Raw genomic sequence first — 22,821 nt, 5'->3', positions numbered from 1 at the left:
TTTGCGCTAGCTCTTTTTCAGACCTAACACGACACTTTCAGATCAAAACGACAACCCGTGATCGAAATGACAACCTGTGATCGCTCGATTATTTGGACTGAGATTTTTGAGGTTGAGACTGAGTTTGAGTAGTCCTCTGAGTCGCTGATTTACGTCGATAACTATCGGCTTGAATTTCGATAATCAAACCGTGATGAATTAAGCGATCAATGGCAGCCACCGCCATCATCGAATCAGTAAAGATGTCGTCCCACTGGCTAAAGGGTTGGTTGGCTGTAATCAACAAACTCTTACGTTCATAGCGATGCGCAATTAATTCAAACAGAACGGATGTTTCCGCTTCCGACTTTTTGCAATAGCCCAAGTCATCCAAGACCAATAGATCATAGCGGTCCAGTTTTTTGAGCACCGGATGCAGCTGCAGTTGGAGCTTAGCCTGTTGCAATTGTTGGACCAATGCATTGGCTGCAAAGAACTTCACCCGTTTACCAAACTCCAGCATCTTTTGGGAGACCCCAGTAGCCAAATGTGTTTTTCCAACGCCCGAAGGCCCCAGAAGGAGGCAGTTCTCGGCCCGCTCCAACCACCCTGGATCTGCGGCTAATTGCATTAAGGGAGCTGGATTGAGCTGGGGGCAATGGCTAAAGTCAAAGTTGGTAAAACTTTTTGCGTTTGGGAGTCTGGCTTCGGTGAGAGCTCGCTTTAGACGAGCTTGTTCTCTTCGTTGAGTTTCCGTTTCGCACAAGGCCAGTAAGAATTCCGCATAGGACCAGCTTTCCTGCATAGCTTGGGATTCGATAGATTCCCAATGGGTCAGCATGTGGGAGAGCCTGAGCTTTTTTAAATAGAGGCTCAGGTGTTGGTAGGGGCTTAGCGGGGACTGAGTAGGAGGGGAGGAGTTTGTCATAAAGGTCGAGGGAATGTTGTTCAATGCTGAGGTCAGGAACCTGCTTCATCTGAGGAGGCTCAAACTGCTTTTTCAGGCGATTGAGGGTGAGACTGGACGCCTGGAGTTGCTGCTGTAAGTATGCTGCTACGGCCTGCTCTTTATCTTGAACTGCAGCAATATAGAGACCTTCAACGATGATTTGGCAGCCTGCTCCAGGTCAAATTGAGCTTTGAGCTGTTTCCAAATTTGGCGGTATTCAGGATTGGGAAGTAGGTCTGATTGCCAGGTGCAATAGATAAAAGCACGAGGCTTCAATCGCATTGAACCAATCACATGGCGATAGTTGATGCAACGGTCTCGACGTTTGCCTTTGCCACTGACGCGTTTTCTTGGCAGTTCCACAACCGGGTGTCGTTCCAGATAGCCGACAATCCGGTCGTGGTATAGATGCAGTTCCAATTGACGGCCAATTAGCCGAGAAGGAACGGTGTATAGAATGCAGCGGACATCAATGGTGCTGCGTTTGCTGACTTTGGCCGTGAGCACTTCATAGTCAGGGGTTCGATATTTAGGTAAGGGTTGCAGATGCTCTTTTTCCTGCTCATACTTGGTTTGGCACTGCTGATTTAACTTGGCGACCTGTGCATCAATCAAGGCTTGATATTCAGCAACGCTCGTAAAATCTGCACTGCCGCGCAGATAGATCGCCTGCTTAATTCGGTTCTTCAAATGACCATGGGGAGACTCGATTGAACCGTTTTCATGGGCTATACCTTTGTTGTTACGAGTGGGTTCTAGCCGATAGTGGTCACACAGTTCGTCGTACAAACGCGTGAGATTTTGGACCGACGGCCGCCCATGTTGCGATAGGCTGCACTCAAACTATCGGTACGATGCTGTTTAGGAACACCTCCACAGGCTTCAAAGGCATTTTGTAATCCTTCTGAAAGGGCGACAAAGCTTTCGCCTCCTTGGATAATCTGGGCATATCGCCAGCCGCTATATCCCAGACGGTAATGGTATATCAGATGCTCAAACGGTTTACCGGCAATGGTAATCGTGATGCCCTTGAGTTCTGTAAAATCGGAGAACCCTTGTACCCCTGGTTCATGACGTAGTTCAAACATCACTTCAGGGCTCGGACCATGCAAGGCTTTCCACGTTCTTACCCGACGTTGCAGGGTCCGCAGGACTTGGGGATACTGGCCTGGATATTTATCCTGCAGATACTCGTACAGGGTCATGGGTTTGAGGCGCGGATCTCGACGCAGCATTGGCTCTAGCTCGTCTTCCCACACATCCGCCAAGGGTCAGGGACGGTGCGTTGGTCCTGCATGCGGCCGCGATTAGGTTGATGGGTACCGGCCTCAATTCGTTGGCCGGTTCGGGGGGATATTTCGGCAATGTAAGCTGCATCAGCTTGTTTCAAGCCGAGGTCTCTTCCGTTCATATAAACACGAGTATGATAGGAATCAATTGTTTTGTTAGGCACTTGTACAGCCCTCTATCGAATGGGGATGTTAAAAGTGTCTTTTTCTTGAGATTAAATTCTAGAAACGCGATCTCACACATCGTTTCTAGAGAATTGAGATTTTGTTTTATCCCTCTCAGGGGATGGCTGGTTTCTTCATAGCTATAGCCGACACGACATCGTCATTAATCCGTCAGCTCGATTGTCGTCTAATACCCAATAGCTCACTTAAAGGCTGGCGATAATCGCTCACAAAGGTTTCTAACGGACGGTACCCTTGATATCCAGCAAGCATGCCCATCACCATCAATAGCAACAGCAGCCATAACGGATGAATACGGCCATGGGCACTGCGGAAATCCGGGACTTGCTTCAAAGTATCGATTAGATGGCTCATCGGTCTCTCTACTGTTGGTCAGTAGAACCATCCTATTTTTTCTAGGAGGAACGTAAAACAACCCTGCTATCAGACCTAGTATCGTAACTTTAATGGGCTTTAGCATTGTGGATTCCTCCAACAGAAAAATCTAATGAGAACGTTGACTGAAGTGCTAGATATATCAAAATAAGCCGTAATAAATTCTCTTTTTTTTATTAATATAAGAGTTAAAAGATTGCTTTTAATTTGATTATTTATATTTTTGTAATATATCGACCAAGACAAAAAATTTACCCAATCTGGATCACATTAAAAATGTAATTTTTCTATGTTCTAGCGTGATCTTTAAATGGGATATTGTTTTTTAGTGTTATGCATCTCTAGAGTGATTTTCTATAAGGGCTTAGAGATGTTGGTTAGCAAGTTTTACTTGTGATGTTCATATTTTTAATTCTTCTCTTAAGGCTATTGCCTTTATTCCTTATTAAGGCTATGCCTTACCCACAAGTCCTGAAGTACTTACCAGCAAAAGACTTGAGGTGAGCTAACCCCCCTTATTCTTTGCCCCAGAGAATGCCTAGTGGGCACGGCGAGGAGGTTGAACCCCTATTCTGTCGTTGACGATGCTGTGGAAAAGGCCAATCTACGGGATATTGAAACATTTGTCTTAGCACCAAAAATGCTTCTGCATATGCGTTTAATCCACTTGTGGGTAAGGCATAGCTTATTAAGGATCTGGATGGCCTATTGGATATATTGATGGCCATCTGGACTATGAAATTATTAAGAAAGGGATGTTTTTTTTTGAAGTTTATCTCATTTGAATTTTATTCTTATTTGAATTTTTTGATATAAATATTGATATTGAACAAGGAGATTAATGAGTTGATTAAAAAAGTTTTTTTAAAGTTGGTTTTTAAAGTGAGTATATGCAAAATACATTAAAATAACACTTGAGAATATTTTTAATGAATACTTATGCTAAGGTCTTTGTTTGGTATGAAAAAATATACATCTTCTGAGCCAGACTAAAGTTCAGTCGATCTACCTTCACTTTTTACCTGGGACCTAGAACTTTGGTACTACTCCCATCCGGTTCTTTAGATCCATAACAATTTGGGAAATGCGATCCTATCGGTCATAGAGGTGCTTTTCTTATGATGAGAGTGTTGGGAGCACTAATGCACACACATCTACCCAACATCTTCAAACAAGAGGTTTTCTAGTATGAAATTCCGTGCTGTTTATTTACTGGCTGCTTTACCACTATTAATCCCCATAGGGAATGGTTTGAATATTGCGACCGAATCCTTGTTTCCTAGCTACGCAATTGCACAAGAGACAACTGAAAAACCAAATAAGGAAGAGTTCAAAAAACGTCGACGAGAGCAGTTCCGTCAGCAACTGAATCTCAGCCCAGAGCAAGCCGCAGAAATTGATCAGATTCGAGAGCAGAATAAACAGGATAAGCAAGCAAAACGAGAAGCCTTGCGAGCTGCTAGAGACAAAATGCAGACCTTGATGGGTAGTGATGCAACTGATGATGAATTGAGAGCCCAACATCGAGTTTTACAAGACTTGCGCCGTGACATGGGTGAAGCCCGATTTGAAACCAAACTAAAGATTCGACAAGTTCTCACACCTGAGCAACGAACTAAAATGGCAGAGTTCAAGAAGCAAAGAAAAGGCCGTTGGGGGCGCCGCCATGGTCGTCGACATCATAGACCAGGAAGCGCTCAAGGGGAATAGTGCCACAAGCACTACCCCAATAACCATAATTCCTAACCCAAAGCAGACTTGGAATTATGGTTATTGGAAAGATAATAAATTCACTTACCCCTCAAAACCCTAGCTAGTGTGGTTTGGTGCCTTGAATATAGTATCGAATGGCTTCCCTATCTCCTAAACTATTCACTATGGAGTATCACATAAAAAAACTAGGCAGAAATATCCTTTGTGTTGTTCCTCCTCCGAGTAAACCACTAGAACCTATCAGTGATTCGGGCTTGGACTAAGTATGATCGCTATCCGGGTAAACCACTAGAGTTTTGGGCCACCTTGCATAACAAATCCGTGATAACTCTGTTTCGCTCCCAATTACTTTGGCAGATGATAAAAGAGAACTCAGGAAAAAAGCGGGGAGATCATGTTAACCAGCCTGTTAGCCGAAGCATTAGCAGTTACCTTTGATAACTTGACCATGACAGCTACAATCCTAGATTGTGCAGAAGAAGCTGCAGAAGATTTAAGTCCAGAAGCACGGCAGAGATTAGCGCTGGTTCATACTGGCCTTGCAATGGCTATTCAAGGAATGGAATGTGATGAACTACAACAGTTAATCAAGCAATCTGAGCTATTTTGCGACTATTAATAACACCTCGTGTTAGTAGGTTGAAGAATCAAATGAGTAGTAGATTCGTTGATCTTCCTCGAAATTCGCAAACTCCTCTAATAACTTGGATAAAAAATTAAGGGTGAGTTTGATCGAAGCTTGGCCAGAGCCTTAACAAGGTATTGCATCGAAGGTTCAATATAAGGCCAAGTTATTGAAGATACTCGACTTCAGCCGTTTTCACTAGTGCTTCACCACAGTGATTATGACAGGGTAGTTTGGGGATAGAGTCGGCTGAGTTTAGTTCGTGCATCATCCACTGTAAATAACCAATTAACCGTCGTTTTATCTCGGTTACGCCTTTGTTCCCATGCAGTGACCTCATGCCGGAGTTTTTCAATATCAGGAATTCGTCGATTTAAGCACTGCCTAGAAAGAGCCGAAAACTCAAACTCAACCATATTGAGCCAACTGCCATGTTTTGGAGTGTAGTGAAACTGGATGCGACTGAGAATCCTCAAAGCTTCATCAGGTTTGAAGGTTTTGTAGAGTGCAGCGGGAGTATGGGTGTTGAGATTGTCTAAGACAACGTGCACTTGTTGAGCATCAGGAAACAGACCATCTACTAGATACTGCATGCACACCCCAAAGTCCTCACTTTTTCGATGCTCAGTCACCTTCAAATGTCGCCAACTTTTAAGCGGTTGAAAAAAGCCAAATATATTACAAGTGCCCTTGCGCTCATATTCATGGTCGTAGCGTTGGGGACGACCGGGCTTTGGTGGACGGGGCACCCGGGTTTCGCCAATCAGTTGGCAAGGCCGTTCATCAAAACAAACAACAGGCTCCTCAGGATGGTAGGGTTGGGCATACAAATCTAGAACGTTCTCCATCCGCCAAACAAAGTCTGCGCCTACAGTAGAAAAACACCACTGCTCTTTTAGCCACGGCTTAAGCTGTTTTTTTCGAGCGTGCGTCGCACCGTTTCATCCGATAGGCTTTCGACGACGTTGAGTTCAACTAGCCGTTCTGCCAATAGCTGCATGGTCCACCGGCAACAACCGGTAGGTGGGTCGCTACAAGCTGTCGCAATGAGCAAGGCCTCTGCTTTGCTATCGAGCTTCTTTTGCCCCCCTGGCCTGGGACGCTCATTGAGGGCGAACTCCACACCACCTTCCACAAATTTCTGGCGAGTACGATGCACGGTAGAGATGCCTGCATTGAGCATTTGAGTAATGGTGTCGTCTTTGTGTCCCTTATCTGCCAACATCAAAATCTGGGCTCGTTTCATTTTTCGCGCTGACAAGGTTCCACGTCGGGTGAGTTGCATCAGCTCACTGCGTTCTTCAGGCGTTAGCGTCACAATATATTTATCAGGCATGATTGGTTGGCTAAAAACAGCTAGATTGTTTCTAGCTTACCTATCTAATTCAGTGTGGTCGAGCACTAGTGCTTCACCACAGTGATTATGACAGGGTAGTTTGGGGATAGAGTCGGCTGAGTTTAGTTCGTGCATCATCCACTGTAAATAGGGCTTGCTTCGAAAGTCTAAGGTTGAATATTTGCAGTGTATCCAAGTGTTGAGCGCCCTTGAGAAGTGCAAGGAAAATCGTTCAAAATACTCAAAACCTTTGCACATGCACCCCAATGTATCGTCGTCCATCCCCCGGTCAACTGTCCTTTAAGAACTTCTACTTGCCCTTCGGAGGCAAACTATCAGAAGAGAATCGCTGGGTCAAACTCGCCGAGCTGATTCCTTGGGAGAGCTTTGAGTCAGAGTATGCAGAGCAATTCAGTCAGACCATGGGGCACCTGCCAAACCCTTTCGTGTGGCCTTAGGGACCTTAATCATCAAGAGAAATTGGGTGTATCCGACGCAGAGACCGTAGAACAGATTCGAGAGAACCCCTACTTGCAGTACTTTCTGGGGTTTAGTGAATATCGAGAGAGTGCTCCGTTTGATGCCTCCATGCTGGTTCACTTTCGCCAACGGTTGAATCTAGAGCTGCTGACTCAAGTCAACGACGCAGTCGTGGAATCAGTGCTCGCATCTGAGGGTTCTCCTGTTGTGATGTCCCCTGAGTCATCTCCTTCTCCTGAAGATGACGAAGATGAGCCTCCTGCCCCTCCCAACCAGGGCCAATTGTTGATAGACGCGACCTGTGCGCCAGCCGATATTCGCTATCCGACAGACTTAGATCTGCTCAATGATGCCCGCAAAGCGAGTGAAGCCATCCTTGATGCTTTATATGCTCAAGTCATGCTGTCTCTCAAGGGCAAACCTCGCACCTACCGCCAAAAGGCCCGCAAAGCTTATCTGGCCATTGCCAAGAAACGTCAACCGAGTCGCAAGCTGATTCGTAAAGGGATTCGTCAGCAGTTGGGCTATGTGCGTCGGAATCTAGCCCACATTGATGGATTGATAGCTTTAGGAGCGTCTCTGTCCCGACTGTCCCGGCGACAGTACCGTCTGTTGCTGGTGATTCATGAAGTCTTTCGACAGCAAGAGTGGATGTATCAACAGCACGTGCGTCGAGTAGATGACCGTATTGTCAGCCTCACTCAGCCTCATGTCCGACCGATGGTCCGAGGCAAAGCTGGAGTACCTGTTGAGTTTGGGGCCAAGCTATCCCTCAGTTGTGTCAACGGATGTGTGTTTCTGGAACGTTTAAGCTGGGATGCGTTCAATGAATCCCAGCATCTTCAATATCAAGTGGAAGCTTTTCATCGTCGCTTTGGCCATTATCCTCTCTCAGTCCATGCCGACCAAATCTATCGAACCCGAGCTAATCGACGATGGTGTAAAGCTCGAGGTATCCGATTGAGTGGACCACCGTTAGGAAGACCTCAACAAGACCCCCAGGTGCAGGGCCGACTCAAGCAACAAGCACGGGAGGACGAAAAGGTGAGAGTCCAAATTGAGGGCAAGTTTGGGCAGGCCAAGCGAAGATTTGGCTTGAATCGAGTGATGGCGAAGTTAGCGGATACGGCTGCTAGTGCGATTGCTATCACGTTCTTGGTGATGAATCTAGAGCGGTGGCTCCGCCACCTTTTATCATTCATTTTTGGGTGGGATTGCTGGTGTTGGAAAGCGTTATGGAGCTGCCAGGGCTGCCTTGGGGCTTTTCTAGGGCCAGTGAAGGAATATGGCCCTGGCCGTCACAACTGGGTTGATTGTACGATTTGATGCCAGGAATTAGCTCAATTTACTTTTTCAGCAAACCCTAAATAACCAATTAACCGTCGTTTTATCTCGGTTACGCCTTTGTTCCCATGCGGTGACCTCATGCCGGAGTTTTTCAATATCAGGAATTCGTCGATTTAAGCACTGCCTAGAAAGAGCCGAAAACTCAAACTCAACCATATTGAGCCAACTGCCATGTTTTGGAGTGTAGTGAAACTGGATGCGACTGAGAATCCTCAAAGCTTCATCAGGTTTGAAGGTTTTGTAGAGTGCAGCGGGAGTATGGGTGTTGAGATTGTCTAAGACAACGTGCACTTGTTGAGCATCAGGAAACAGACCATCTACTAGATACTGCATGCACACCCCAAAGTCCTCACTTTTTCGATGCTCAGTCACCTTCAAATGTCGCCAACTTTTAAGCGGTTGAAAAAGCCAAATATATTACAAGTGCCCTTGCGCTCATATTCATGGTCGTAGCGTTGGGGACGACCGGGCTTTGGTGGACGGGGCACCCGGGTTTCGCCAATCAGTTGGCAAGGCCGTTCATCAAACAAACAACAGGCTCCTCAGGATGGTAGGGTTGGGCATACAAATCTAGAACGTTCTCCATCCGCCAAACAAAGTCTGCGCCTACAGTAGAAAAACACCACTGCTCTTTTAGCCACGGCTTAAGCTGTTTTTTCGAGCGTGCGTCGCACCGTTTCATCCGATAGGCTTTCGACGACGTTGAGTTCAACTAGCCGTTCTGCCAATAGCTGCATGGTCCACCGGCAACAACCGGTAGGTGGGTCGCTACAAGCTGTCGCAATGAGCAAGGCCTCTGCTTTGCTATCGAGCTTCTTTTGCCCCCCTGGCCTGGGACGCTCATTGAGGGCGAACTCCACACCACCTTCCACAAATTTCTGGCGAGTACGATGCACGGTAGAGATGCCTGCATTGAGCATTTGAGTAATGGTGTCGTCTTTGTGTCCCTTATCTGCCAACATCAAAATCTGGGCTCGTTTCATTTTTCGCGCTGACAAGGTTCCACGTCGGGTGAGTTGCATCAGCTCACTGCGTTCTTCAGGCGTTAGCGTCACAATATATTTATCAGGCATGATTGGTTGGCTAAAAACAGCTAGATTGTTTCTAGCTTACCTATCTAATTCAGTGTGGTCGAGCACTAGTACCGAGCTGGTAAAATCAAAAATTTATTCAAAGAGCGAGAATATTCTCCTTCACAACAGAAAATCTGTAACAATTATTAAAGTTTAAGAATAGTTGTTACATAATGCCCCAAAAACTAGATTTATCTCTAAGCCATAATCGTTCGTTTCCCCTTGTCCAAGAGATATGGTTTGACAGCTTAACCATTTTTTGGGGGGAATGGCTAGATTTGCGTGTAAGGGTCAAGCAAATCATTGCCTCTGGTATGGTTTCTCCGATCATCTACATTTTGGCTTTCGGGTTGGGCTTAGGGAATTCTTTAGGCAAACCAACTGTGGGGGACACCTATCTGGAGTTTATCCTGCCAGGTATGATTGCCCTTTCGTCGATGACGATTTGTTTTGCTGGTACTACTTTCTCTATTTGTGGCGATAGGTTGTATAGCAAAACCTTTGAAGAGCTTTTGTTGCTGCCCATACATCCATTAGCCCTCTATCTTGGGAAAGTCATGGCTGGTGTTGCACGAGGATTGCTAACATCATCGGCCGTGATCGTAATCGCGATTCTTAGTACAGGTAAGATATTCGGCTTTTTGAATCCGCTGTTCTTGCTCTTGCTGATCTTAAACTGCTCGGTGTTTGCTGGACTAGGTGTTATTGCAGGTCTAAACGTATCCTCAATCGAAAGCGTTGGGCTCTATAACAATTTTCTGATCGTACCAATGTCATTTTTAGGGGGAACTTTCTTTGACCCGAGTAGTTTGCCAATATACTTTAAGGCACTTCTTTACGCTCTACCTTTAACCTACACTAGCCTAGGGTTAAGGGCTGCTGCCTATTTACCATTACAGCAATTCCCTTGGTTTACTCTACCCATCTTACTCAGTATGGCCTTGATCCTTGCCATAATTGGAGCTCACCAGTTCTCCCATCAACAAGACTAAACTGCGCTTTGGGGAAAAAATCCGTTTCGAGAATTTGTAATACTTTATTTAACCTCCGGAGATACTAATTGAGTGCTCCTCGAAGCTAGTTGAATAGAGTTATTAGATACTTCAGTCACAACACCCATTTGTACCGTTGGCAAATGGACTCGGAAACAACTACCTACTCCAACTTGACTCTGAATAGTAATTTTGCCTTTATGGAGTTGAGCAATGGATTGAGCGATAGCCAACCCAAGGCCTAAGCCTCCTTGCCTGCGGGCTCGGTGTTTATCCACACGATAAAAGCGGTTAAAGATATATGGAATTTGCTCTTTAGAGATGCCTATTCCAGTATCTTCCACACTGATAATAGTGACCTGGTTAGTCCGAGCTACGGATAGAGTAACTGTCCCTCCAGAAGGGGTGTATGCTACAGCATTCCTTAACAAGTTTGAGAATAATCGAGCCAATTGCATGGCATCTCCAACTAATGTCATTGGAACTATGCCTTGGGTTACTAATGTAACCCCTTGCGTTTGGGCGGAAGGATCTAAAAAGTCGACTAGGTCTTTGAGGACTTCATCTAAAGCCACCCTAGTCCATTCGCGTCGGGCAGTGGGTACAGATGTATCTGTTCTCGCCAAAAAGAGTAGATCTTCAACTAAGCGGTTCATTTGTGCAGTTGCACTGGAAATAGCTGCAAGTTTTTTGGCATCTTTAGGATGAACCCTTTCTGGATGATTCATCATCACCTCAACAGATGTTTTGATTACGGTTAGAGGAGTGCGTAATTCATGGGAAGCATCAGCGGTAAACTGCTTCAGCCTCAAAAAGCTTTGCTCAACCGGCTTGAGTGAATATTCCGTTAGCCACAGCCCTCCTATCCCAACTAAACCTAGCGCAATTGTTCCTCCTACACCTAATCCCCACAGCAGTCTAAGCTGAGCTTTTTCAACAGGTGCAATGGACTGACTTGCCCGGATATACCCTTCTAGTAAGGGACGTTTTAACGCATCGGCATCGCTATGAACTGAAATAGTAAAGGCACGAACCTGAAAAGACTTCTCTTCTCTTATGACTCGGACGACTATATTTTGTTCTCTCAGTTTTGGTGGCAAATGAAGGGTAATCGCCCCTTTCCGAGCCAATAATCGGCCATCTGCTGTAAACCATTCCAAACTATGGCGGTCTCGATTAAAGATATCGCGCCATGGCACTTTATCTACTTTATCGAGATAGGGTTTACCTTCCTGCTTAATATCAGAGAGAGAAAGGGCTGCAGATTGGGCTAAAGTTTGTAATTCTGCATCAATTTGAGCGTAAAGTCGTCGACTAACGAAAACATAGACTTGTACGCTAAAAACGGCCAATATTGCTGCCATAACCAAGAGGTAAGACAGCAGTAAACGCCACCGTAATCCTTGAAAGAGAGGATTACGAAACCTGTTTAAGACGATAGCCAAAACCATAGACCGTTTGAATTAAATCATTGGGGGCTCCTGCCCCTTTCAATTTATGCCGTAACCCTTTGATATGGGCTTTCACCGTATCTTCTTCTGGTAAAACTTCATAAGCCCAAAGATGTTCCAGGATTTGGGCTCGACTGAATACTCGACGCTTGTTTCTTAAAAAAAGCTCCAATAGACTATATTCTTTGGGTGTCAAAGCAATTATCTCTTCTTGAAAAAAGACCTCACAGGTATTGGGATTTAACTTTAGATCCTCCCATTCCAGGATAGGTGGCGAGGTCATGGGACCCCGACGCAAAAGGGCTCGAATCCTAGCAGATATTTCCTCTAACTCACAAGGTTTGACGACATAATCATCGGCACCTGCGTCTAGACCATCGACTTTATTGGCCGTGGTATCTCGAGCCGTCAGCATCAATACAGGAATATCCAAACCTTGTGCTCTCATCTGTCGACAAAAGGCCAAACCATCCATTTTAGGCAACATCACATCGAGCAAAACCAAGTCATAGGTAAATGCCTCTAGTAGTTCCCAGCCCATTTCCCCGTCATGGGCAATATCTACTGCATAATGCTGATCCGTCAGATCTTCTGCCAATGCTTCTGCAATTCGCTCGTCATCTTCTACTAGTAGAAGCTTCATTCTGATTTTTCTCTCTTTGTCTCAATACCAAATGGGGAAGATCTAGCTACTCATCAGATGTCCCATACAGAAAACATTACGGCAAACTGGGTGTGCCGTAATGTTTTCTTATCAAAAAAGCAGATTCACTAAATGGGTGAACCGCTCTAGTTTGTTTGCAACATCTGCTGAACTTTAGTTCGCAAGGATTGGTCTTGGCGAACAGCCGCTAGGATTTGACTAAATCTCTGAGGCTCTAGTCCCTGAGAGCGAATTACCTTCTCTTGCTCAGCTTGTCCTTTTTTTTCAATGGCCTGAATTTTGGTCATCGCTTGCTCAAAAGATTGCTTCTCTGCGTCAGTTGCGTCTACGGTTGGGCTGCTGGCTTGCTGTCCATTGTATAGAGCATTGAACTTATCTTGGCTAAGTCCTGACTGTCCGATCACTTGAGAAATTTCACCTTTAGTTGTTTTCTCAAGGGAACTTAACTGAGGTATAGCGGTTGCAAATTGCTTGAGCTCACTCTCAGAGATGGAGGATTGTTCTCCAGAAGCAGATTCTGCTTCTGGCTTCAAAGCATCAGCGCTGGGTGTAGTTTCAGGAGTACTGCTGGAGGGTTCGGTTTCAGAAGGCATTGCTCCTTCAGGGCTCGCTTCCTCTGTAGGGGCTGCAGGAGTGGCACCCGTATCATCTGCAGGTTGCGCAGCTCCCCCTTCACCGCCTTCAGGACCTGAAACGGGGGGAGTTACGGTTGGAGGGGTAACTGTAGGAGGCGTAACGGTGGGAGTTGACATTGCTGGAGTAGTGGCATCGGCAGGAGCATCACTGGCAGATGGATCATCAGCGGGTTGCTCTGCACCACCTTCTGCAGCAGCGTCCGTCTCATCAGTGGCCTTCATGGCGTCGTCGGTAGGAGCATCACTAGCAGATGGATCACCCGCAGGTTGCTCTGCACCACCTTCTGCAGCAGTGTCTGTCTCATCAGTCGCTTCCACGGTGTCTTCAGCAGGGGCATCACTGGTAGTAGGTGTTTCGGTGGGCTGTTCTGCACCACCCTCTGCCGTACCTGTTGGTTCAGTAGCAGCATCAACTTCACCACTTGGAGCATCGCTCATAGCGGGAGAATCAGTGGTTTCTTCTGATACAGTCGCATCTGCAGGTGCGCTATTTGATGCTGAAGCATCTTCGGTACTTTCAGTTGCGGCTCCAGTGCATTGAGAGTTGAGAGGAAAATTCTTGCATAGAATTTTCAAAGCAGCAGGAGATAGCTCTTTAGGCGCTTCTGCTTCAGCTATTAACTGGGTAGATGAAAGAAAGGAAGATTGGCTGGCAACGCTAGGTAAGCTGGTCAAAACACTCATGCTTGCTAGACCGAGCAGCGTAGGGAAGATTTTCAAAGTTGAGACATACTTTTGAGTATTCATAGGTACTCCTAATCAAAATAGGTAACGAATGGTCTGGAGTGATCTGTAAAACTCAGCTCATTAGTGGTCTGAATGCTTATGTCCTGAAACAAAGCTATCTATTGCAATGATTGTCGACTTGACAATTACTCTGTTCAGGAAATTTGAATGCACACAACAGTCGGAAGGCTCAAAAAGCATTTGCTGATTGTGAAAAATAGTTAAGCAATCCTATTCCTAATAAAGGATTCAACTGTTTCTTTGTACAGAAACAGTTGAATGGAAAAATCTTGCTTCTAAACCTAAGGGGCTTGAGGTTCAGTTGAATCTGTTGCATCAGGCGCATCTGGAATTGCTGGGGCTTCAGCGTCAGGTACAGCAGGAATTCCAGATGCTTCGTCTGGGCTATCGTCAGGAACTGCATCAGGTGCTGGGGGATACTTGGGAGTTTCTGTATCGTCTAATTCTGCGCCACCCTGAGGAACTTCAGCTTCGCTCCCAGGCTGAGTTGGAGCATTTTCGCTAACTGTTTCGCAAGCGCCAAGGAATGTGGCTAGTCCTAAAGTTAGTAATGCTGGGATGAGTTTAAGTTTCACTTCAAATACCTCCACCAAAGTGATAAAACAGAGCTTCTTTAGAACTCTTTCAGATACTGAGGATAAATTTAAAGTGTGAAGAAATTGGGAAATAGATGTACTTTCTTCTCCAAAACTCATGTGCAACTAGTCGCGTTTATCTATTTTTTTCTCCGATAAAACAGCTGTCGAAAGCCTTTTACGCTGTTGTAAGAGTACGACGAGGAACTTGATAATTTAGAAAATCATAGGCCAATTCGGTATGGGGGAAGATAGCACTTGCTTCTGTTAAAAGCTCTTGCAAACCAGTTGCACTGTTTGGGGCATATCGAGGACTAAAGTGAGTGAGGAAGAGTTTTTTCGCTCCAGCGGCCTGGGCCACTTGCGCAGCCATAGTAGAGGTCGAATGCAAGCGTTGATAAGCTAATTCAGCTTCTTGATGGGAAAAGGTGGATTCATGAATGACTACATCGGCATCCCTAGACAACTCAACTGCCTCTGGACAATAAATTGTGTCAGTACAATAGGAAATTTTTCGTCCAATTTCTTTAGGGCCACAAAAATCTTGGCCTAAAAAAGTACGTCCATCGGACAAAGTAATGCGTTCTCCCCGTTTTAAGCGTCCATAGAGAGGGCCTGCTGGTATTCCCATACTGATGGCTTTATCGGTATCGAAACGGCCAGGGCGATCGCATTCTTGTATCCGATAGCCAAAAGCTGGAACCCTGTGTTTCAGAGGAGCACAGGCAACTGAGTAATCTTGATCCGAAAACACTTCTCCCGGTTGAACCGTATGAACTTGTATCGGGTAGGAGAAATGCGTTTGAGAATAGCGTCGACACGCTTGCAAATATTCCTCTAAACCTGAAGGGCCGTAGATATCAATCCGTTCAGTATTTCCGGCTAGACCACAGCTAGCTAACAACCCCATCAAGCCAAAAATATGGTCCCCATGCATATGGGTGATAAATATGCGTCTAAGTTGGCTGCTCTTCAACTCACTCCTCAACAGTTGATGTTGAGTTCCCTCCCCACAATCAAACAACCATATCTCGGCCCTTTGAGACAACCGAAGGGCAACACTAGAGACATTGCGCGATCTTGTAGGCACTCCTGAACTTGTACCTAAAAAGGTAATTTGCAAAACCCGACTATCCTTATACCTGATTTACCGTTTAGTCTATTTTCCCCGATTATTGTGACACCCCGGCAACCGAGCCACTATTGTCTCGCCAATAGTATTTGCTAGGCTGAAACCAATTCACACTCATGAACCTATGCGCGATCACTACCTTGAACTCCTGGATCAGATTGTTGCAGATACGTTGAAAGGCAATATTCGCTCCAAAGAGCAGATTTACCATACCTTAGAAGCTGAGATTGCCTCCGGGACTGGAGAACTCTTTGAAAGATGCTTACAAACACGCATAGATGCAATCCAAGTATTGCTAGACGATGACGATGAACTTAAGCAAGCCAAAGCCATCCGTAAGCAAAGAGCCCTCAAGACCATCCAAGGTGAATGGGAACGATGGCAAAAGCAAAACCAGGGTAATACTGTATTGACTAGCCTGGTGCAGGCTTTGACCACAGCTCCTGCTGAACAGAGGTTACAGCCCCTACTCAAGGTGTTTGATCCTAACCAAAAAGAAATCTTGACTGTAGAACAACTGCGTCAGCTACAAAAATTACTTGAGAAAGTGAGCCATTCCCCTAACGATCTAGAACCTTCTGTATCAACCGCTCTGTTAGAGATTGCGAGGGGGCTTCAACAAGGGCTGAACTCATGGCAACAAATTGAGTCCCAAGTCGTGAACTGGATCTATAACCAGAGTCAAAGCACTCTTGGGTTTGGCAATGGGACTGAACGACAAGGACCCTGGAGTCATTGGGCCAAGGCTGTCAATAGTCAATCCCTCCAGCAAGTCTTTATGGATTTGGCCCAGCATCAGGCAATTACAGAAGCAGGAATCGAACAACCAGTTCAAATTAGCGATTGGCTAGAATTATCGCTAGTTCTGCAGAAACTGCAAACAAACCTTGTCCGTTGGTTTGATCAGCAACCCTATGACGCCAAAGCAGGAAAACGTCTTTCCATCGCGACCTACTTAACCTTCACCATCGTCTGGGGACAACTTTCACAACGATTTCAGCAATTAGGACAATCCATTCTGACTGAAGCCTGTTTTCAAATGGCATTGCAAGGGCTAGTCCAATTTGCTCAGCAATCCTACTTCCCCCTATACGGTGGATTATTTACAGCCCTATCCGGTGAATCACTACAAACCCTCCTAGACTATCTTGATAGTCCCTTGAAACAAACCCCTAACACTGGCATAAAAGCTCGTATTCTCATTCTTTTGGGGTATACACAACAAGCCCTTGGCCACGATGACCTAGCCCTCAAATTCCATGAGCAGGCTCTAGAGATTGCCCGTATTGCCCAAGATCGTCGTTGTGAAGTTGCCAGTTATAACCACTTGAGTCGAACCTATCTCACGCAACAGGAATTTTCTGAAGCGATTGCCTCCAGCCAGAGAGCCTTAATTCTTGCCCGTCAAAGTGGAGATCGATTGGGGGAAGCGAATGCTCTTGCCAACTTTGGTTACAGTGAAGTTCTACAGATTCAGGCCGTAGACCCCCTAGATTCCCAGCGATATGAACAAGTCCTCCCTTATCTGGAGCAAGGCTTACAACTTTCTGAACAGCTAGGGGATCGACCCAGCCAGGCGCTGTGTACGAATAGCTTGGGTACTGTCCTCGTAATCATGAGTAAATATCAAGCGGCCATTCCAATCCTTGAGCAAGGAACCCGTATCGCTGAAGTCATTGGCGATCAATGGCTGGTTAGCCTCAATTATTGCTATTTAGCAGAGGCGTACCGCGAACTCGGGAATATTGAAAAGGCTATCTACACCGGCAGCCTAGCCATGTATCTGATGTTCCAAATTGAATCATTAACTTGGCGCCAACCCGCTGGCTTACTGAGTATTCTGTATGGGCAAATTGGTCCCAAAACCTTTCAAGAATACCTGAATCAGCTTCAGAAGAAACTGCTCATGGTTATTGGAGTTGATGGTTATGAGTATTTACCAAAACTGTTAGCAGAATATCGACAATCCCTAGCTTGAAGGATGCACCTTACCACGTTTTAAGCAATGGTTCACCATTACAAAACGGAACCCAAACGTAAGGAAGTCAAGAAAGGAATTGATTCAGAATCTAATAGTTTTGAGAATAAGTAGAATATTGAAGATCCTTTAGATGAAGTTCACTAATCCGTTTATGCTGCCACTGTAGACCGATGATCATGATGATGAAGAGCATAAAACCTGGTTCTTCCATTTGAGAGAAAATCAAGCCATGGGCAAAAACCGTTAGCCAGCAAAACTTGGAGAAATCATCGCGACATAAGTAAAAGAAGACCAACATATACAAGAATAAATAGGATAATAGGCCAAATAGTCCTGTATCTCCCCAGATTCCTGCCCAACCAAACAAGGGTGAAAACATACTGGATTGATCTCCCAGCCAGCTTTCTCCAACAGCCCCCCACACGGCACCACTCGCCGGATGAATACTAGAACCGAGTGGAGCTAGTAAATCTTCATACTCGCGCAACATCCATCCCCCAAGTCTACCAACCGTATGGCCTGGACCAAGCCCCAAGAACATATTCAATGGAGACTCATAAAACGTAGGGATGATTCGCAAGGAAGCCATTTTTAGTAACGTGGCTTCACCGTCAGAACCATATATTTCAGGTCTCATCCAAGTATTAAATGCACCAAAAGCAGGGACATTTTGAACACACCATAAGAAAACAACACCCAAGATAAGGCCAGGGATCAAATACTTGAGGGTTTCAATAATATCTTTCGTCTTCGAAAGAAATAAAATTCCACCCGCGATGATAAAGGTAAATAATACCTGTTTAGCATCTGCAAGGAGCATCCCCCAAAAAGTTGCAAACAGCACGGATATCCTCATCCAAGTCGGAGCTGCCTTGGCAAAGAAAAAATAATATAACCCAAAGGTTAATCCAACTGAAGCGCCAACAACATGTCCTGAACCAGATTCATAAAATATTCCTTGCACATAATCTGGATTGCCGGCTTTAGGATGGCGTCCAAGCACGATGAATAAAAAATACTGGCTGTATATCAGAAAAATATGAGTGAAGCAAAAACGGATCAGCCATTTTCGAATAAATTCATAACTCTGAATAGAGAGAGGAATACTGGTTATCGCTAAAAGTAAAAGAAAGGGTTCCACTTTTAGTAGGTAATCAACTACTAAATTAATGATTCCAGCCTGGTTAATCAGAGCGCTAGCGGTCATGATGGTTAGATATACAAGTAGCCCCCCAATCACCAACCACGAAATATTGATCTGTTTAGGATCCTTGGACTTACTTTGTGAAATGGCCAGAATACAAGCAAAAGGAACAGCGATAAAATGAAGAAAATTGAGTGGTTTGGGGACGCCCACACTGGTAATAATACGCGGTAGAAATGCTGTAGCAAAAGCCACGAGAATCAGTGTAGACGTCCTATAATAATTTCGGCGCTTAGCACTCGTAAATTGATTAGCTCTCATTGTTTTTTAATAAAATAAAATCTAAAAAATCTCAATTATTTGCAGCCATTCGATAAATTTCTATGAGTTGTTGATAATTAGCCCTTGCGGTGTATTTAGCTTCAAATTCTTGGCGGACTTCTAAGCGCATCTGTTGTAATTCATCAGGATGAGACAGAGCCCATTCAACTTGCTCTGCTAAATCCAGGGAATCACCTGGTTGAAACTGTAAGCCTGTTCTCTTATGTTCTATCAATTCAGCAATCGCACCGATCTGGGAAGCAATTACTGGTGTTCCTTTCGCAAATGCTTCTATTGCCACTCTGCCAAAGGTCTCATACCATTTCGAAGGAAAAATCAAAAAGGAGGCTTCCCCCATTAGTTGATGCACTTCATCGATTGATTTACGGCCTAACCAAGAAATATGGGGAGACTCTTTTATCTTGTCAAGAACTAATTCGGATAAAGGTCCATCGCCAACTATGCGAAGCGGAAAAGGAGATTGCAACTTATCCCAAGCCGATAACAGGGTATCTAAACCTTTCTCAACCGATAATCGCCCCACATACAACGCAAATTGGCCTTTGCCGTGACCAACACCCGGATCTGGGTTAACAAAATTGGGTTTTACAATAATCTTATTTGCCGGTAACCCCCCTTGGATGAGTTTATTCCTAGCAAAGTGAGTCAGGGCAATATACTTATCTACCTTTCGGTCCCAGGTTTTTAGCAAACGATGAATGCTGATCATGCTGGCGGTAATGCCACTTGCTAAACGATTATTGCGATAGCAGCTGTGGATGATTCCAGGCCATGGAATTGCCTTATTCAAACAGTCCTCACAGACCTTCCCTTGCCGGAAAAATAGAGCATTGGGACATAACAATCGATAATTTCGGATTGTTTGGATAACTGGGACACCTTCTGCTTGAGCAGCGTAATAGACAGAAGGTGAAATTAAAGGAAAAGAGTTTTGGACATGAACAACATCATAAGACTGGTGTTGTAATTTCTGTCTCACTGCTTGGTAGGACTCTTGCGACCAAATCGTTTGGGCGGCGAGTTGCCAGCTTCGATAGGACGGAATCGATATGTTGTCTTTTTCATATTCATCGACGAGATGTCCCATCTCCCTCAATAGGGATTTCTCAGATTTACAAGACTCGTCTTCACCTCCTCGAATTTTGTAATAGTTATGAACACTAAGAATACGCATACAGTGGCCTATCTCAAAATCCAGGAAAATTAATCGCAAGCCGATAGATATCTAGAGCCAAACATTATGGTCTCACCCCAATTTGGTGACTGAATTAGGGCAAATCTACCTCCATTATGACGACCTATTCCTTGACCTAGATGAATAATAGAGAGTTTCAGAAATGGCATAAAAGCCCTAGATTCTACCACTCAGCACAGATTCATAGATTCCTTCTAACACCTTAGTTTGTTTTGCTCGATCAAATTGGGTTTCAACATGTTCTCGCCCTTTATAACTCATGGTTTGCCAAAGGGTGTGATCTTGAAAGAGACGCACCATCGAAGCAGCTAAACCTTGTGAATCTGCCTCGGGGGATAAATAGCCAGTCTCACTATCAATCACTGCTTCTGGGATGCCAGCATGCACTGTACTCACAACTGGTAGTGACATGGCTTGTGCTTCCAGGACAACATTCGGCAACCCTTCTGCATCGCCTTGTGACGACGTCACGCTAGGTGCTGCTAATAAATGCGCTCGATTCATCCAGGATTTAACTTTTTCTGGTGGCTGAACCCCTAGGAATTGATATTTTTTAAGACTTCTTAGAGCAATGGTTTCTAGCTCAGATCTGAGGGGACCATCTCCAATGATGACTAGCTCAACATCAGGGCACTCTCTCTGGACCACAGTCATGGCCTCCAGCAGATACTTACACCCTTTCTTTTCGGTAAGACGCCCGACGAATAAGACAATAGGTTCACGAGCAATTTTAGGATCTGCCCAAAACTTCTGAATATCGACACCATGATAATGATTGAGAATCTTGTCTTCAGGAAATCCCTGGGCGATGAGTTTCTGGCGTATAAACTGAGAAACCGTGAGGAAGAGTTGTGCTTTATGCTTAAGCGTCTCTTTTTTCTGAAAATAGAGCCAATGATTCAGTGAAGTGTATTTCGAATCTGCTTCAGATATGGTGGCATCTGCTCCTCTGTAGTGAACAATCAGAGGAATCTCAAGATCTTTGACCCAAGGCAGCATCAGTACACCACTTAAGCCAAATTGTGCATGGATGAGTGCTGGATTCAACGCCTTGATTTGCTGATAAAGCTGAGGGGCAAAACCAGTGAGTTTAAAGACTTGTTCTTCAACTTTGCCGAGAAGATTACCTTGATTAACCACTAATGTTCTTTCGAGGGGTAGTTCGAGCCCTTCAACTCTGCGGGATCCTACGTAGTAGGCTGTAAACCGCTCTAGTTTTTCTGCTGGATCTCGGATAAAAGTTTGAGATGGAGGCAATAATAAACTATTGAAAACAATGATATTCATCAGAAAAAGCGACTCTCTACCTATAGGAGGGCAAAATGCATCAATCTGTGAGGGGAATCATTAGCTTATGGGGAATTGACTTGCAAAAGCTTTTGGTAAAGCTTAGCTTGAGCTAAGCCTTTACTTTCCCAGCTAAATTGGGTCTGAGCGCGCTCCTGCCCTGCTTGACTACAGCGTTGCCAAAGATCTGGATCTCTAGCAATCTGCCTCAGGGCAGATGCTAAATCATCAATGACCTGTTGCGGGGTTTGTACAGAAATTTTAAAGCCCGTTTCTTCGGTTACATGAATCGCTGGACCTCCTATGTTTAGGCATATGACTGGGCAACCTGCAGCCATAGCTTCAAGACAGACCAGACCACCCGACTCATGCAAACTGGGATGAATGAGTGCCAAGCATTCCCCTAATTTATTGAGGGTTTCTTCTCGAGAGAGTTGAGACCAAAATCTAACTTGGTGATCGATTTGCAGCGTAGCGGCTAGTTGCTGTAAGTGTTGACGTTCAGGGCCATCACCAATAATCCAATATTCGGTATCCTCAGGTAAATTCGCTTGAGCAAAGGCCTGCAACCCTAAATGAAACCCTTTCCAATGCAGCAAACGCCCAATACTGACAAAACGCGTTGCCCGCTCGTGATTATTCGATTTAAGATTTAACGTGGCAATTTCGCTGGTGGACAATCCTAATTGCGAATAAACTTCCACCTCAGATGCACCGAGAGCTTTGAGCCGATCAACAGTATCTTGGGTGGTCCCTCGCGCGAGAGAACTTCTTGCAGCGGTTTGATGGACAAACGGATCGACTTCTCCTAATCGACGAGCAGACTCACGCAGGATTTCATAGATCTTTCCCCGGAGACTGAAGCTTTGCCAAAACTGATTGGGGGTGGTTTCTCCGCCGCCTACCGGTCCCCAAATAAAAGGCGGGGGTAAGAACGACAGAAAACTTGGGGTTGAATAGCGAACATAAGTTACATGGTGGACAATGTCGAAATTTATTTCGTTATGTAATTTTTTGGCAACCCAGTATGCTTTTAACTGCCAGAGATAATAGTGTAGGTGAACAATTCTCAGATTTTGATTGAGCTTGGCTAGAATTTGAGATGGTTCACAATAGATAAAATTGAGATCGGGAACAGGATGTTGACTGAGCTCAGTTTCTATGGGTATTTGATTGTTCCCTCGAGTTAACACCCAAATACGATGATATTTGGATAATTCGAGCACCAAATTCCAACCTACTCCAGGCTCAGACCCTTCATGGGGTCGGCAGGCATAAGCAGAAATCAACACATTCAAGCGTTGAGACATTAGCAGAAATCACC

Annotated in this window: 18 protein-coding genes and 3 pseudogenes; 5 read left to right on the top strand and 16 right to left on the bottom strand. The window is 45.0% G+C overall.

The features are described 5' to 3' along the window. Window positions 1–88: 88 nt before the first annotated feature. The 5 genes and pseudogenes from istB to ON05_RS03695 form a co-directional block, all read right to left on the bottom strand. Entirely contained in the window at window positions 89–907 is an 819-nt protein-coding gene (istB, locus tag ON05_RS03705) for an IS21-like element ISAcma26 family helper ATPase IstB (RefSeq protein ID WP_085945281.1), read from the bottom strand. A 126-nt stretch (window positions 908–1,033) separates the two neighbouring features. Next, window positions 1,034–1,717, bottom strand: a complete 684-nt coding sequence (locus ON05_RS38375) for a Mu transposase domain-containing protein (RefSeq protein ID WP_396148622.1) — start codon at window positions 1,715–1,717, stop codon at window positions 1,034–1,036. Next, entirely contained in the window at window positions 1,684–2,163 is a 480-nt protein-coding gene (locus ON05_RS38370; RefSeq protein ID WP_396148619.1) for a hypothetical protein, read from the bottom strand. The genes ON05_RS38375 and ON05_RS38370 overlap by 34 nt, the downstream gene beginning before the upstream one ends. 5 nt (window positions 2,164–2,168) lie before the next feature. After that, entirely contained in the window at window positions 2,169–2,381 is a 213-nt protein-coding gene (locus ON05_RS38365) for a hypothetical protein (protein ID WP_396148616.1), read from the bottom strand. A 190-nt stretch (window positions 2,382–2,571) separates the two neighbouring features. Further along, window positions 2,572–2,757 (bottom strand): annotated as a pseudogene (locus tag ON05_RS03695) (transposase family protein); the annotation flags it as partial. A gap of 1,209 nt (window positions 2,758–3,966) precedes the next feature. Between ON05_RS03695 and ON05_RS03690 the strand changes: the two are divergent. Further along, window positions 3,967–4,488, top strand: a complete 522-nt coding sequence (locus ON05_RS03690; RefSeq protein WP_010472705.1) for a Spy/CpxP family protein refolding chaperone — start codon at window positions 3,967–3,969, stop codon at window positions 4,486–4,488. 397 nt (window positions 4,489–4,885) lie between these two features. Next, entirely contained in the window at window positions 4,886–5,110 is a 225-nt protein-coding gene (locus ON05_RS03685; protein ID WP_010472706.1) for a hypothetical protein, read from the top strand. A gap of 224 nt (window positions 5,111–5,334) precedes the next feature. On the opposite strand, the gene ON05_RS03680 is transcribed toward ON05_RS03685, so the two are convergent. Then, window positions 5,335–6,452 (bottom strand): IS630 family transposase gene (locus ON05_RS03680; protein ID WP_262561145.1). Its coding sequence is split into 2 segments (ribosomal slippage): window positions 5,335–6,038 and window positions 6,038–6,452, totalling 1,119 coding nucleotides; the frame shifts between segments, so codons are not numbered across the junction. A gap of 266 nt (window positions 6,453–6,718) precedes the next feature. Here ON05_RS03680 and ON05_RS03675 point away from each other — a divergent pair. Continuing rightward, window positions 6,719–8,245: pseudogene (locus tag ON05_RS03675) on the top strand (IS5 family transposase). Window positions 8,246–8,285: 40 nt separating this feature from the next. Here the strand turns inward: ON05_RS03675 and ON05_RS03670 are convergent. Then, window positions 8,286–9,352 (bottom strand): annotated as a pseudogene (locus tag ON05_RS03670) (IS630 family transposase). A gap of 173 nt (window positions 9,353–9,525) precedes the next feature. On the opposite strand from ON05_RS03670, the gene ON05_RS03665 reads away from it, so the two are divergent. After that, window positions 9,526–10,344, top strand: a complete 819-nt coding sequence (locus tag ON05_RS03665; protein WP_010476846.1) for an ABC transporter permease — start codon at window positions 9,526–9,528, stop codon at window positions 10,342–10,344. A 44-nt stretch (window positions 10,345–10,388) separates the two neighbouring features. Here ON05_RS03665 and ON05_RS03660 read toward each other — a convergent pair whose 3' ends face one another. The 5 genes from ON05_RS03660 to ON05_RS03640 form a co-directional block, all read right to left on the bottom strand. Next, window positions 10,389–11,795 (bottom strand): cell wall metabolism sensor histidine kinase WalK, encoded by a 1,407-nt coding sequence (locus ON05_RS03660; protein WP_012165719.1) that lies wholly within the window; start codon window positions 11,793–11,795, stop codon window positions 10,389–10,391. Next, complete coding sequence (locus ON05_RS03655) at window positions 11,761–12,438, bottom strand: response regulator transcription factor (protein ID WP_010476848.1); 678 nt, start codon at window positions 12,436–12,438, stop codon at window positions 11,761–11,763. The genes ON05_RS03660 and ON05_RS03655 overlap by 35 nt, the downstream gene beginning before the upstream one ends. A 146-nt stretch (window positions 12,439–12,584) precedes the next feature. Then, window positions 12,585–13,841, bottom strand: coding sequence for a DUF4168 domain-containing protein (locus ON05_RS03650; RefSeq protein ID WP_262561144.1), 1,257 nt, complete (start codon window positions 13,839–13,841; stop codon window positions 12,585–12,587). Window positions 13,842–14,122: 281 nt separating this feature from the next. Further along, complete coding sequence (locus ON05_RS03645) at window positions 14,123–14,416, bottom strand: hypothetical protein (protein ID WP_236619064.1); 294 nt, start codon at window positions 14,414–14,416, stop codon at window positions 14,123–14,125. Window positions 14,417–14,594: 178 nt separating this feature from the next. Next, window positions 14,595–15,539, bottom strand: a complete 945-nt coding sequence (locus ON05_RS03640) for a ribonuclease Z (RefSeq protein ID WP_029315434.1) — start codon at window positions 15,537–15,539, stop codon at window positions 14,595–14,597. Between the two features lie 133 nt (window positions 15,540–15,672). On the opposite strand from ON05_RS03640, the gene ON05_RS03635 reads away from it, so the two are divergent. Further along, entirely contained in the window at window positions 15,673–17,526 is a 1,854-nt protein-coding gene (locus tag ON05_RS03635) for a tetratricopeptide repeat protein (protein WP_010476853.1), read from the top strand. 91 nt (window positions 17,527–17,617) lie between these two features. Here ON05_RS03635 and ON05_RS03630 read toward each other — a convergent pair whose 3' ends face one another. The 4 genes from ON05_RS03630 to ON05_RS03615 form a co-directional block, all read right to left on the bottom strand. Continuing rightward, complete coding sequence (locus ON05_RS03630; RefSeq protein WP_010476854.1) at window positions 17,618–18,928, bottom strand: hypothetical protein; 1,311 nt, start codon at window positions 18,926–18,928, stop codon at window positions 17,618–17,620. Window positions 18,929–19,025: 97 nt separating this feature from the next. Further along, entirely contained in the window at window positions 19,026–20,189 is a 1,164-nt protein-coding gene (locus ON05_RS03625) for a glycosyltransferase family 4 protein (protein WP_029315435.1), read from the bottom strand. A gap of 177 nt (window positions 20,190–20,366) precedes the next feature. Then, window positions 20,367–21,497 carry a glycosyltransferase gene (locus ON05_RS03620; protein WP_010476856.1) on the bottom strand — a complete coding sequence of 377 codons (1,131 nt, stop codon included), beginning with the start codon at window positions 21,495–21,497 and terminating at the stop codon, window positions 20,367–20,369. Between the two features lie 65 nt (window positions 21,498–21,562). Beyond that, complete coding sequence (locus tag ON05_RS03615; RefSeq protein ID WP_010476857.1) at window positions 21,563–22,807, bottom strand: glycosyltransferase family 4 protein; 1,245 nt, start codon at window positions 22,805–22,807, stop codon at window positions 21,563–21,565. Window positions 22,808–22,821: the final 14 nt, after the last annotated feature.

This window comes from Acaryochloris sp. CCMEE 5410 (genome assembly GCF_000238775.2).
Taxonomy (GTDB): domain Bacteria; phylum Cyanobacteriota; class Cyanobacteriia; order Thermosynechococcales; family Thermosynechococcaceae; genus Acaryochloris.
This window is presented reverse-complemented; position numbering and strand designations above follow the sequence as displayed.

What these genes read in the sequence shown, in the direction of transcription:
- ON05_RS03650 (WP_262561144.1), bottom strand. Translation starts at nt 13,841, where the DNA reads ATGAATACTCAAAAGTATGTCTCAACTTTGAAAATCTTCCCTACGCTG.
- ON05_RS03615 (WP_010476857.1), bottom strand. Translation starts at nt 22,807, where the DNA reads ATGTCTCAACGCTTGAATGTGTTGATTTCTGCTTATGCCTGCCGACCC.
- ON05_RS03685 (WP_010472706.1), top strand. Translation starts at nt 4,886, where the DNA reads ATGTTAACCAGCCTGTTAGCCGAAGCATTAGCAGTTACCTTTGATAAC.
- ON05_RS03665 (WP_010476846.1), top strand. Translation starts at nt 9,526, where the DNA reads ATGCCCCAAAAACTAGATTTATCTCTAAGCCATAATCGTTCGTTTCCC.
- ON05_RS03625 (WP_029315435.1), bottom strand. Translation starts at nt 20,189, where the DNA reads ATGCGTATTCTTAGTGTTCATAACTATTACAAAATTCGAGGAGGTGAA.
- ON05_RS03620 (WP_010476856.1), bottom strand. Translation starts at nt 21,497, where the DNA reads ATGAATATCATTGTTTTCAATAGTTTATTATTGCCTCCATCTCAAACT.
- ON05_RS03635 (WP_010476853.1), top strand. Translation starts at nt 15,673, where the DNA reads ATGCGCGATCACTACCTTGAACTCCTGGATCAGATTGTTGCAGATACG.
- istB (WP_085945281.1), bottom strand. Translation starts at nt 907, where the DNA reads ATGACAAACTCCTCCCCTCCTACTCAGTCCCCGCTAAGCCCCTACCAA.
- ON05_RS03690 (WP_010472705.1), top strand. Translation starts at nt 3,967, where the DNA reads ATGAAATTCCGTGCTGTTTATTTACTGGCTGCTTTACCACTATTAATC.
- ON05_RS03655 (WP_010476848.1), bottom strand. Translation starts at nt 12,438, where the DNA reads ATGAAGCTTCTACTAGTAGAAGATGACGAGCGAATTGCAGAAGCATTG.
- ON05_RS03660 (WP_012165719.1), bottom strand. Translation starts at nt 11,795, where the DNA reads ATGGTTTTGGCTATCGTCTTAAACAGGTTTCGTAATCCTCTCTTTCAA.
- ON05_RS38370 (WP_396148619.1), bottom strand. Translation starts at nt 2,163, where the DNA reads ATGCTGCGTCGAGATCCGCGCCTCAAACCCATGACCCTGTACGAGTAT.